This is a genomic window from Microbacterium sp. EB106-03-03-XG65, assembly GCF_058791955.1.
Genome location: NZ_JBYTEB010000001.1, coordinates 2,312,855 through 2,325,167, shown reverse-complemented (window position 1 = coordinate 2,325,167; position 12,313 = coordinate 2,312,855). Strand labels below are relative to the sequence as shown.

The following is a 12,313-nucleotide window of genomic DNA, read 5'->3' as shown; positions in this document are numbered from 1 at the left end:
ATGCCCGAACGCGATAGTGCTTCCCCCCGGCACGATCCGGACTCCCGCCTCAGCGACCTGTTCGAGAACCTGCCGGAACCCACCCAGCAGATCCCGACGGTCGATGACACACCCCCGGCGCCCGGATCCCGACGCGCTGCTCGAGAGGCGGCGTCTCGACCCACGACCTCCGAGTCGCGCTCTTCCGGCCCCGAGGACGCGCACACACCCGCGACGCAGGATCGGCACGTCGACGACGACGCGCACGTCGCCCAGGGTGCCGCGACGCCGACGGTGCGCGTCGAGCAGGCGAACGACGACGCTCGACGCACCTCGATCTCCGCGGCATCCGGAACGGCGGAAGGGCCCGCCGCCGGCGCCGCAGAGGTGCCGTCGACGAGTCGCCCGGCCGGTCGCGACGTGGCCGGTGGACGTCTGGAAGACCTGTTCCACAGTCACGCGGGCGAGGAATCCGTCTCGCAGCCGCCCAAGAAGAAGCGACGCACCGGCTGTCTGGTCGCGCTGATCATCGTCCTGGCCCTCATCGGCGGCCTGGCCGCCGCGGGCGTGTGGGCGATGAACACCTACGGCGACAAGATCAGCGACGCTCTCGGCTGGGGAGAGCCCGACGACTGGGAGCCCGGTCTCGCCACGGGAGAGGTGGTCGTCACGGTCAAGGAGGGTGACACCGGGTCTCCTGTCTCGACCGCGCTCTACGAGGCGGGGGTCACGCGCACCGATACCGTCTTCTACGACTACCTCGTCGACGAGGGGATCGCCGTCACCTTCTACCCGGGCAACTACCGCCTGCAGGAGAAGATGACCGCAGAAGCGGCACTCGAAGCCCTGCGCAATCCCGAGAACAAGCTCGAGAACTCGGCGAATGTGGGGGAGGGCGCGACCATCGAGTCGTCTCTGCCCGGCATCTCCGAGTCGCTCGGAATCCCACTCGCGGATCTCGAGGCGGCTGTCGCCGATCCCTCTGTCTACGGCGTGAACGCGCAGACGCTCGAGGGATGGCTGTTCCCGGCGCTGTACACCTTCGATCCCGGAGTCACCGCTCAGCAGGTGATCCAGCGGATGGTCGACCGCACCCATGAGTCCCTCGACAAGGCCGGAGTGCCCGCAGAAGACGCTCAGCGCATCCTGACCATCGCGTCGATCATCCAGAGAGAAGGTCTGACCGCGGACTTCCCGAAGGTATCGCGGGTGATCCAGAACCGGCTCGACATCGACATGAAGCTCCAGATGGACTCGACCGCGCAATACGGCTACGGGTCGCTGCATGAGGGAGTCGTGTCGAGCTCGGCCGAGGCGCTCGAGGATCCGAACGACTGGAACACCTACGTGCACACCGGACTCCCGATCACGCCGATCGCGAGCGCCAGCGACAAGGCCATCGATGCCGCGATGCATCCTGCGGACGGTCCGTGGCTGTACTTCGTCACGATCAATCTCGAGACGGGCGAGACGCAGTTCTCGGAGACCTACGAAGAGCACCTCCAGGGCGTCGAGAAGTGGGACCAGTGGTGCAAGGCGAACCCCGACGGCGGATGTTCGGCCGGATGACCGCGCATCGTCTGGCGGTCTGGGGTGACCCGATCGGGCATTCGCGGTCGCCACTGCTGCATGCGGCGGCCTATGAGATCCTCGGACTCGACTGGGAGTACTCACGCCAGCAGGTCGACGAGGAGGGCTTCACCGCAGCCCTCGCTGTGCTCGACGGATCGTGGCGAGGCCTGTCCCTCACGATGCCGCTCAAAGAGCAGGCGCGGCTCGCCGCGGATTCGCTCGACGAGCATGCCGAACTCACCGGGGCTGTCAACACGCTGCTCCTCGGGGAGACCGTCAGAGGATTCAACACCGATGTGGGCGGCATCGTCGACGCCCTGGGCGACGAGGGCCTGACCCGGATCGAGAGCGTCCGTATCCTGGGTGCGGGCGCGACAGCCGCATCGGCGCTGGTCGCCGCGTCCGAGATGGGCGCGACGCGCATCGATGTACGCGCGCGGCGTCCCGAACGCGCTGCGTCGCTCGTGAGTCTCGGGGAGCGGCTCGGCGTCGAGGTGTCGGCCCGCGAGTTCCCGGCCGCCGTCGACCCGGTCGATCTGACCATCGCGACTCTCCCCGGAGGAGCGAGCATCGATCCGGATGCGATCACACGCATGGCCGAGGCAGGGGGGCCACTCTTCGACGTGGCCTATTCTCCCTGGCCCTCGGTACTCGCGACCGGCTGGGTCGGCGGGCCCGCGATCTCCGGTCTCGGGATGCTGCTGCATCAGGCGGTGCGTCAGATCCGCGTGTTCAGCACCGGCGATCCGTCGCAGCGACTTCCGGATGAGGACACGGTCGTGGCGGCGATGCGCGGCGTCCTCTCGTCGTAGGGCGACACGCGGCACGAGGTCGCCCGAAACGCATGGGAGACTAGAGCAATGCTCCGCGTGCTCACGGCCGGCGAATCGCACGGCCCAGAACTCATTGCCGTCATGGAGGGTCTTCCCTCCGGCGTCCCGGTGTCGTCCGAGGCGATCCAAGCCGATCTCGCGCGGCGCAAGCTCGGCTACGGGCGCGGCTCCCGGATGAAGTTCGAGCAGGACGAACTGACGATCTCGGGCGGCGTGCGCCACGGCAAGACTCTCGGCAGCCCGATCGCCCTCCGTATCGGCAACACCGAGTGGCCGAAGTGGATCGAGGTCATGAACCCCGAGCCCGTCGACCTCACCGAGAAGTCGCGCGGCAGGGGAGCGCCGCTCACCAGGCCGCGCCCCGGTCATGCCGATCTCGTCGGCATGCAGAAGTACGACTTCGACGAGGCGCGTCCCATCCTCGAGCGTGCCAGCGCGCGGGAGACCGCCGCGCGCGTCGCGCTCGGCGCCATCGCCCGATCGTTCCTGGGCGAACTCGGCATCCGTCTTGTGAGCCACACGCTGTCGATCGGGCCGGTGCGGGTTCCCGAGGGGGCGGCACTGCCGACTCCCGACGACGTCGACATCCTCGATGCCGACCCGCTGCGGTGCTTCGATCCCGCCACCTCCGCGCGAATGGTCGCCGAAGTCGACGATGCGAAGAAGGACGGTGACACGCTCGGCGGCATCGTCGAGGTGCTCGCGTACGGTCTTCCCCCGGGACTCGGCTCGCACGTGCACTGGGACCGCCGCCTCGACGCGCGCCTCGCTCAGGCGCTCATGAGCATCCAGGCGATCAAGGGGGTGGAGGTCGGCGACGGCTTCGAGACCACCCGTCGCCGCGGCTCGGCAGCGCACGACGAGCTCTTCGCGACGTCGGACGGGATCACGCGCGGCTCCGACCGCGCTGGCGGCACCGAGGGCGGCATGTCCACGGGCACCGTTCTGCGCGTCCGCGCCGGTATGAAGCCGATCGCGACCGTGCCGCACGCGCTCCGCACGATCGACGTCGCGAGCGGGGAAGACGCCACGGCGCACCACCAGCGATCGGATGTGTGCGCGGTTCCTGCCGCGGGCGTCGTCGCTGAGGCCATGGTGGCCGTCGAACTCGCCCACGCCGTGCTCGAGAAGTTCGGCGGCGACAGCATCCGCGAGACGCGCCGCAACCTCGAGAGCTACCTCGCTGCCATCCCCGCCGAGCTGCGCACGGCCCCGGCATCTGAGGCCGCGCTCATCGCGCATGACGAGCGGGGCTGAGCACCTGACGCTGGTGCTCGTCGGTCCGATGGCGGCCGGCAAGACCAGCATCGGGCGACGTGTCGCACGCGCGCTCGAGCTGCCGTTCGTCGACACCGACAAGCGGGTGGCGGCGGAGCACGGATCCATCCCGTCGATCTTCGAGGCGCACGGTGAGCAGCACTTCCGCGCATTGGAGCGGCAGGCGGTGGCGGCGGCACTGGCAGAGGGCGGTGTGATCTCGCTCGGGGGCGGCGCGGTGACCGACGCCGGAACACGAGGCCTGCTGCACGAGCACCCCGTGGTCTTCCTCACCGTGAGCCCGTCCGCAGTGGCGGAGCGGATCACCGCCGGGGGGAGACCCCTGCTCGACGGTAAGGACCCGGTGGCCCGCTGGACGGAGATCTTCGCCCAGCGCAGAGCCTGGTACGACGAGGTGGCGACGGTGACATTCGACACGTCGCGGCGGCCGATGCAGCGGATCGCCGACGACATCGTGGCATGGAAGAGAGAGCAGATATGAGCACGACGACCATCACCGTCACGGGGGAGACCCCCTACGACATCAGCATCGGACGAGGCATTCTCGATCGCGTGTCCGCCGCACTCGCGCCCGGAGTGCGCAAGGTGCTCGTGGTGCATCCGCCGACGCTCGCGGCCCGTGCCGCCGAGTTGCGTGATCGGCTGCTCGCCGACGTCAGCGAGGGACCGCGCGAAGTGCTCCTCGCAGAGGTGCCCGACGCCGAACAGGGAAAGCGCATCGAAGTCGCGGCCTTCTGCTGGCAGGTCATGGGGCAGGCCGACTTCACCCGCACGGACGCCGTCGTCGGCTACGGCGGCGGAGCCGTCACGGATCTCGCCGGCTTCGTCGCCGCGACCTGGCTGCGCGGCGTCCAGGTCGTGCACGTGCCGACCACGGTTCTCGGCCTCGTCGACGCCTCGGTCGGAGGCAAGACGGGAATCAACACCGCGGAGGGCAAGAACCTCGTCGGGGCGTTCTGGGCGCCGCGCGCGGTGATCGGCGACCTCGACGAGCTGGCGAGTCTCAGCCCGAACGAGGCGACGGCCGGCTTCGCCGAGGTCGTGAAGGCCGGGTTCATCTGGGAGCCCGAGATCCTCGACATCATCGAGGCGGACCCGAGCCGCGCCGTCGACACCGCGACCCCCGAGTTCCGCCGCGCCGTCGAACTCGCGATCCAGATGAAGGCCGCCGTCGTCTCGAGCGATTTCCGCGAAGCGGGACAGCGCGAGATCCTCAACTACGGGCACACCCTCGGGCACGCGATCGAGCATTCCGAGCGCTACCGCTGGAGGCACGGCGCCGCGATCTCGGTGGGGATGCTGTATGCAGCCGAGCTCTCGCGGCTCGCCGGACGACTGTCCGACTCGGCGGCCGAGCGGCACCGCACGGTGCTCGAGTCACTGGGTCTTCCGGTCTCGTATCGTGCGGGCGCCTGGCAGCAGCTGCTGGCCACGATGCAGAGAGACAAGAAGAGCAGGGGCGGGATGCTGCGCTTCATCCTGCTCGACGACATCGCCAAGCCGACCGTGCTGCAGGCGCCTGACGAGTCCCTGCTCTTCGCGGCGTACCAGGAGATCGGCGAATGACCAGGCGGATCCTCCTGGTCAACGGGCCGAACCTGAATCTGCTCGGCACCCGCGAGCCCGAGGTGTACGGCACGGCGACCCTCGCCGACGTCGAGACTCTCACGCGCGCCGCGGCGACCGATGCCGGCTTCGATCTGCGGGCGATCCAGAGCAACCACGAGGGCGTGCTCATCGACGCGATCCACGCCGCGCGTGACGACTGTGCCGCGATCGTGATCAACCCCGGCGGCCTCACGCACACCTCGGTGGCGCTGCGCGATGCGCTCACGGGGGTGGCACTGCCCTTCGCCGAGGTGCACATCTCCGACGTGTACGCGAGGGAGGAGTTCCGCCACCACTCCTTCCTGCACGATGTGGCGGCCGTGCGCGTGATCGGAGAGGGTGTCGACGGGTATACGACTGCTGTGCGGCAGCTGGCAGCCCTCATCCCGTAGAATCGACTGTCGGCCCGCCCCCGCACAGGCGCGGCGCCCCAGATCTTTCACCCACGAACGGAACTCTCAGCGCATGGCATCTACTGCAGACATCAAGAACGGCGTCGTCCTCAACATCGAGAAGCAGCTCTGGAGCGTCGTCGAGTTCCAGCACGTCAAGCCCGGCAAGGGCGGTGCGTTCGTGCGCACCAAGCTCAAGAACGTGATGAGCGGCAAGGTCGTCGACAAGACGTTCAACGCCGGCGCGAAGATCGAGATCGAGAACGTCGACCGCCGTGACTACACGTACCTGTACACCGACGGCGACGGTTACGTGTTCATGGACCAGACCGAATTCGACCAGATCACGGTCCCGGCGGCCACCGTCGGCGACGCGAAGAACTTCCTGCTCGAGAACCAGCAGGTGACGATCGCACTCAACAACGGCAACCCGCTGTACATCGATCTCCCGGCATCCGTGATCCTCGAGATCACCTACAGCGAGCCCGGTGTGCAGGGAGACCGCTCCTCGGCCGGCACCAAGCCCGCCACCCTCGAGACCGGATACGAGATCCAGGTGCCGCTGTTCGTCGAGACGGGCACCAAGGTCAAGGTCGACACTCGCACCGGCGACTACCTCGGCCGCGAGAAGTAAGGCGTGAGCGCCCGTACGAAAGCGCGCAAGCGCGCACTCGACATCCTGTTCTCGGCCGACGTCCGCGGCGACGAGGTCGCGGTGGCATTGGCCTCCGAGGCGAAGCGAGCGGCATCCGAGCCTGCGCGCGAGGCGTCATGGCTGTATGCGCGCGAAGTGGTCGACGGCATCGTCGACCACCGCGACGAGATCGACGAGCAGATCACGACCCACAGCCGTGACTGGAGACTCGAGCGGATGCCCGCCGTCGATCGCGCACTCCTGCGCATCGGCGTGTGGGAGATCCTCTTCAACCCCGAGGTCCCGACCGCGGTCGCGATCGATGAGGCCGTCGAACTCGCCAAGGAGTTCTCGACCGACGATTCCGGCGCCTTCGTGCACGGCGTGCTCGCACGCGTCGCACGCGCCGCCTGAGGGCTGAGCCACGGTCCGACATCCCCGATGTCGGTACCCGCGGGAAGGATGAGGGTATGTCCGCGCCGCACGTCGATCTCCGCGAGATCATGCAGATCACGGACGCCGGAGGGTACAAGAGAGGTCTCGCGTACTTCCGCGAGGGCAATGTGCTAGACGTGGTCTGGCACGAGGATCTCCTCGAACTCGAGGGCCACGTGCGCGGTGGTCAGGATGACCCTTATCTCACCGAGATCACCTTCGTCTCATCCAATGGCAGACGCCGGATGCGCTCGACCCGGTGCTCGTGCCCGGTGCGTTCGGGGTGCAAGCACGTCGTCGCGACGGTTCTGGCCTCCAACGTCCACGAGTATTCTCAGCAGGCGGCTGCGCTCGAGGTGGCTCCTGAGCCGTCGAAGACCCCTCCCCGTCCCAGCGTGACGTCGTGGCGCACGCTGCTCGAGCCCGATGTCGCTCGTCACGCGCTGCCTCTCGCGCTCGGCGTCGAACTCCGCCACCGTGAATCCCGCGCCGAGAACCATTGGGGTCCGCGCCCGATGCGCGCCGCCACTCTTCGCGATCTGGCACGCCCCTCGGGCGAGCTGCTGCTCGCGATCCGGCCGCTCATGCGCAGCGCGCAGACCGGATCGTGGATCCAGGGTCACGCGGGCTGGGACGCGGTCCGCCGCGACGCCGCGCAGTTCGGTCGCGCGCAGACGCGATGGTTCGGCGATCTGCTGAGCATCTCGCGCGACTCGCTCCTCTCGGGCAACGCGGGCGAGTGGCTCGTCGTCGATCAGATCGAGTCGAATCTCCTGTGGGGGCATCTCCGTGCCGGCGCCGAGCTCGGCATACCGCTCGTGACGAGCCAGAAGAACTCGTCCGTGCGCATGGCGGCCGCCGCCGCCGTGACGGCTGCGATCACCCGATCCGACGACGGGTCGCTGTCGGTCGCTGCTGAGGTGAGCGTCGAGGGCGACCCGATCGACGCCGCTCAGGCGCATCCGATCGGGCGCACCGGGCTCTACACCGCGCGACTCACCGGCAACCGGATCGAGATCGTCCTCGCCGAGGCTCCGCTGAGCGAGCAGACACGCACCCTGCTCGCGGCATCCGCGCCCGTGGTCGTCCCCGCGAACGAGGAACAGGCGTTCATCGACGGCGCGTATCCGCTGCTCGCGCGGCGTGCCTCGGTGCGTGCCGTCGGTCCGGTGGCGCTGCCGGAGGTGCCTCAGCCGACGCCGGTGCTCACGGTCGCGTTCGAGCGCGGCGATGTCGTGAGCTACGACTTCCGCTGGTCGTACGGCAGCTTCGGCACCGTGCCCTTCGCATGGACGACCTCGGCCGTCCGCGACGCCGCCGCCGAGGCTGAACGTCGAGCCGAGATCGAGTCGATCTGGCAGGAGCACAGGGTCACGAAGTTCCGGCCCGCCGGTTCACTGCACGACATCGACGCGGCGGACTTCGTCGCGCAGCTCGTTCCGGCCTGGGAGGCGGTCGGTGTGCGCGTCGACTCGCAGGGTGCGCGGAAGGACTACCGCGAGCTCAGCGGCGACCCTCAGGTCACGGTCACGACGGTGGAGTCCCCGGACGCGGATTGGTTCGACCTCGGCATCCTGGTCTCGATCGACGGACGCCGGATTCCGTTCGGCCCGCTCTTCTCCGCACTCAGCAAGGGCAAGAAGAAGCTGCTCCTCGCGGACGGGGGCTACTTCTCACTCAGCCATCCGGCACTCGACCGCCTCCGCGACCTCATCGAGGAGGCAGCTGAGCTGGACGAGTGGGAGACGGGTCCGCGCATCAACCGCTACCAGGTGGACCTGTGGGAGGAGTTCGAGGATCTCGCGGACGAGGCGCAGCCCGCGGTCAGCTGGCGCGCGACCGCCGAAGGGCTGCGTCGTTCTGACGGCGTGCCCGCCACTCCGGTCCCGGCCGGTCTCCGCGCCGACCTGCGCTCGTACCAGAAGGCCGGTTTCGATTGGCTCGCATTCCTGTGGAGGCATCGCCTCGGCGGAATCCTCGCCGACGACATGGGGCTCGGCAAGACGCTGCAGCTGCTGACGTTCATCCAGCACACCCGCGAGAGCGGCGAGACCCGGCCCTTCCTCGTGCTCGCGCCCACGTCGGTGCTGAGCACCTGGCGCTCGGAGTCCGCGCGGTTCACCCCGGACCTGCGCATCGCGGTCGTCGCGAGCACGAGTTCGACCCGATCGGCAGCTCTCCGCGACGCGGCCGCCACGGCTGACGTCGTCGTGAGCTCGTACACGGTCGCACGGCTCGATGAAGAGGAGTTCCGCGAGGTCGAATGGGCGGGGCTGATCCTCGACGAGGCGCAGTTCGTCAAGAATCCGAAGACCAAGCTGCATCGCGCGATCTCGACCTTCCGCGCCGATGCGACGTACGCCGTCACCGGTACCCCGATGGAGAACAGCCTGTCCGAGCTGTGGTCTCTGCTGAAACTCGCGGCCCCCGGTCTCTTCCCCTCGGCGCGCAAGTTCCGGGATCGGTACATCCAGCCGATCGAGAAGGGCAAGGTCCCCGAGAACGAGGAGGGCGGCGAGTATCGCGCCCGGAGGCTCGCCCAGCTTCGCCGGCGCATCCGTCCCCTGATGCTCCGACGGACCAAAGAGCTGGTCGCCGCCGACCTGCCGGCGAAGCAGGAGCAGATCCTCGAAGTCGAACTGACTCCGGCTCACCGGGAGCGCTACGACGTCGTGCTGCAGCGGGAACGACAGAAGGTGCTGGGGCTCCTCGACGATCTGGATCGCAACCGCTTCATCGTCTTCCGATCGCTGACTCTGCTCCGCATGCTCAGTCTCGCGCCGGGGTTGATCGACGAGGACGACGCGGAGATCGGATCGAGCAAGCTCGACACACTGCTGGATCGTGTCATCGAGCTCCAGGCCGAGGGGCATCGCGCACTCGTCTTCAGCCAGTTCACGTCTTTCCTGGACCTCGCCGGGGCGAGGCTCAGCGAGGCCGGCATCCCGTTCGCGCGTCTCGACGGCTCGACACGTCGTCGTGAAGACGTCATCGATTCGTTCAAGACCGGGCAGCAGCCGGTGTTCCTCATCAGTCTGAAGGCGGGCGGGTTCGGTCTCACGCTCACGGAGGCCGACTATGTGTTCCTGCTCGACCCGTGGTGGAACCCCGCGGCCGAAGCGCAGGCGATCGACCGCACGCACCGGATCGGTCAGACGAGTCAGGTCTTCGTGTACCGGATGATCTCGACCGGAACGATCGAGGAGAAGGTGCTCGAGCTGCAGCGACGGAAGGCGCGGCTGTTCACCGCCGTCATGGACGACGAGCAGCTCTTCGCGCAGTCGCTCACGGCCGACGACATCCGCGGTCTCTTCGACGGCACCTGATTTCTCCCGGCCGGTCACCGCAGCCGCACAGGGGGCCGCCGGTAGAATCGAACGGTTCACCTCAGGAGGATTGCATGCGGATCACCGGACTCGGCCACGCCGGGATGTTCATCGAGACGGTCGGCGGGAACATCATCTGCGACCCGGTTCTGGGGCCGTCGTTCTTCGGCTCCTGGTTCCCGTTCCCCGACAACCGGGGCCTCGACTGGGAACGCTTCGGTCGTGAAGCGGACTTCCTCTACATCTCGCACCGCCATCGCGACCACTTCGATCCCGCGCTGCTCGAGCGGTACATCCGCAAGGACATCGAGGTCCTGCTGCCGGAGTACCCCATAGACGATCTCGAGAGGGACATCCGCGCTCTCGGATACACGAACATCACCTATGCGCCGGCCGGTGAGATCATCGAGCGCGGTGAGCTCAAGATCATGATCACGCCGCTGCGCGCGCCCAGCGACGGCCCGATCGGCGATTCCTCACTCAGTGTCGACGACAGCACGGGCTCCGTGCTCAATCAGAACGACTCGCACCCGCTCGATCTCGAGAGCCTGCTGCACTTCGGCAAGCCCGATGCGTACTTCACTCAGGTCTCGGGTGCCATCTGGTGGCCGATGGTCTACGACCTGCCCCTCGATGCGAAGCAGAACTTCGCGCGTCTCAAGCGCGAGGCACAGAACAAGCGCGCGATGTACTACATCGACAAGGTCGACGCCCCGCATGTCTTCCCCATGGCCGGTCCGCCCATGTTCCTGCGTGACGACCTCTTCGACTTCAACGGCATCGGTCGCAACGGCGAGTCGATCTTCACAGATCAGAAGCAGTTCCTCGCGCACATGAAAGAGCTCTCCCCGCAGTACGCGGGGCACCTCTTCGTGCCGGGAACCGTCGTGACCGTCGAGGGCGGAGACGTGTCGACCGAGCAGTCGCTGTACACCGAGGATGAGCTCGTGCACATCTTCGACGAGAAGTGGGAGTACCTCGAGGAGCAGCGGGCGAGCCGTCAGGATGAGATCCGTGCCGAGGAGGCCTCGCGCGCCGAGGTGATCCCGCCGGCGCAGATGCTCGACGAGCTCAAGACCTGGTGGGAGCCGTTGCTCAAGAAGTCGCGCACGATCCGTCTCGGCGTCGGAGGCTGCGTGCGATTCAAGATCGGCGAGCTCGACATGGTCGTCGACTTCCCGCGCGCCAAGGTGCGCGAGTACGCGGGGGAGGAGTGCATCTACTGGTACACCATCCCTGCCGACCTCGTCTCGACGAACATCCGTGATCACGAGATCGACTGGTCGAACTCGATCTTCCTCTCGATGCAGTTCAGCGTGGGACGCAGCGGCAAGTTCAACGAGTTCCTCACGACCTTCCTCAAGTGCCTCTCGGTCGACCGCATCGAATACGTCGAGAACTGGTACCAGGAGCAGACCGACCAGACGGAGGACGCCGAGGTCGGCGACTGGGTCGTGCAGCGCCGCTGCCCGCATCTGCGTGCCGATCTCACCCGCACCGGAACGGTCGACGACAACGGCATCCTGACCTGCAGCATGCACGACTGGAAGTGGGATCTGAAGTCCGGCCGTTGCCTGTCGACGAGCGGTCACCCGATTCGCGCGTCGAAGATCGACGAGGTCACCGAGGCTGTGCTGAGCGAGGCCAGCTGACGTGTCCGGTGGGCATCCGCAGGGGTCGGGGCGACACGCTCGAACCTCCCGTCTGCAGTTCGACGGTCCCTTTCGTGGCGCGCGCTGGATCGTGAGATCGGATGCTCCACGACTGGTGCAGATCGCCTCCGAGTTCTTCCAGGAGCAGGGATTCGAGAGCCGGGCCGACGGATTCGACGTCGCCCTGCGCACGCAGAACTCGGAGTGGACGGCCGCAGCGCTCGAGATCGGCGACGAGAAACGCTCGCGACGGGGATTCTGGCAGGGGCTTCTGACCGACGACCTTCCCTTTCCCCTTCCTCGGGCGCTGCAGCGATCGATCCCGCCCACACTCGTCGTGGTGGCGGCTCGGCGTGCGGCCACGGGTGTCGCCGAACTCGTCGCGTTCCCGCACGTCTCCCGCCGTGGCGATGCGGAGTACTCGAGGGCGGCGGGGCCGCGCATCCGCGCAGCGCTCGAGGGGATCACAGCCGCCGCCGGGGCCGAAGGCGCCATGGTCTCGCACGAGCTCCTCCGGGGAGTGCCCGACGACGGTGCACCGTTCTCGCAGGCAGTGGTCCGCGACGTGCTGGGGTGGCGCTGAGGGCGCGCTAGACTGGCGGGA

The 12,313-nt window shown here is 67.8% G+C and carries 11 protein-coding genes; all 11 read left to right on the top strand.

Features of this window, described 5'->3' with window-relative positions:
• The 11 genes from mltG (at position 1) to AC3WS6_RS10925 (ending at position 12,292) form a co-directional block, all read left to right on the top strand.
• The gene (mltG, locus tag AC3WS6_RS10975) at positions 1 to 1,548 is read left to right on the top strand and encodes an endolytic transglycosylase MltG (protein WP_492501049.1); all 1,548 of its coding nucleotides are present in this window, start codon (positions 1 to 3) and stop codon (positions 1,546 to 1,548) included.
• Entirely contained in the window at positions 1,545 to 2,363 is an 819-nt protein-coding gene (locus tag AC3WS6_RS10970; protein WP_492501048.1) for a shikimate dehydrogenase, read from the top strand. The genes mltG and AC3WS6_RS10970 overlap by 4 nt, the downstream gene beginning before the upstream one ends.
• A gap of 48 nt (positions 2,364 to 2,411) precedes the next feature.
• On the top strand, positions 2,412 to 3,641 hold the full coding sequence (gene aroC / locus AC3WS6_RS10965; protein ID WP_492501047.1) for a chorismate synthase: 1,230 nt from the start codon (positions 2,412 to 2,414) through the stop codon (positions 3,639 to 3,641).
• Entirely contained in the window at positions 3,625 to 4,143 is a 519-nt protein-coding gene (locus AC3WS6_RS10960) for a shikimate kinase (RefSeq protein ID WP_492501046.1), read from the top strand. Before aroC ends, AC3WS6_RS10960 begins: the two co-directional genes overlap by 17 nt.
• Complete coding sequence (gene aroB, locus AC3WS6_RS10955; protein ID WP_492501045.1) at positions 4,140 to 5,228, top strand: 3-dehydroquinate synthase; 1,089 nt, start codon at positions 4,140 to 4,142, stop codon at positions 5,226 to 5,228. The genes AC3WS6_RS10960 and aroB overlap by 4 nt, the downstream gene beginning before the upstream one ends.
• Positions 5,225 to 5,662, top strand: a complete 438-nt coding sequence (aroQ, locus tag AC3WS6_RS10950; RefSeq protein WP_492501044.1) for a type II 3-dehydroquinate dehydratase — start codon at positions 5,225 to 5,227, stop codon at positions 5,660 to 5,662. Before aroB ends, aroQ begins: the two co-directional genes overlap by 4 nt.
• Positions 5,663 to 5,735: 73 nt before the next feature.
• Complete coding sequence (gene efp, locus AC3WS6_RS10945; RefSeq protein ID WP_492501043.1) at positions 5,736 to 6,296, top strand: elongation factor P; 561 nt, start codon at positions 5,736 to 5,738, stop codon at positions 6,294 to 6,296.
• Between the two features lie 3 nt (positions 6,297 to 6,299).
• Positions 6,300 to 6,710, top strand: a complete 411-nt coding sequence (gene nusB, locus AC3WS6_RS10940; protein ID WP_492501042.1) for a transcription antitermination factor NusB — start codon at positions 6,300 to 6,302, stop codon at positions 6,708 to 6,710.
• Positions 6,711 to 6,766: 56 nt separating this feature from the next.
• On the top strand, positions 6,767 to 10,057 hold the full coding sequence (locus tag AC3WS6_RS10935; RefSeq protein ID WP_492501041.1) for a DEAD/DEAH box helicase: 3,291 nt from the start codon (positions 6,767 to 6,769) through the stop codon (positions 10,055 to 10,057).
• Positions 10,058 to 10,131: 74 nt separating this feature from the next.
• Positions 10,132 to 11,709: a Rieske 2Fe-2S domain-containing protein gene (locus AC3WS6_RS10930; protein ID WP_492501040.1), complete on the top strand. Its 1,578-nt coding sequence runs from the start codon at positions 10,132 to 10,134 to the stop codon at positions 11,707 to 11,709.
• A 115-nt stretch (positions 11,710 to 11,824) separates the two neighbouring features.
• A complete protein-coding gene (locus AC3WS6_RS10925; protein ID WP_492501039.1) occupies positions 11,825 to 12,292 on the top strand; it encodes a hypothetical protein in 468 nt (155 codons plus the stop codon).
• Positions 12,293 to 12,313: the final 21 nt, after the last annotated feature.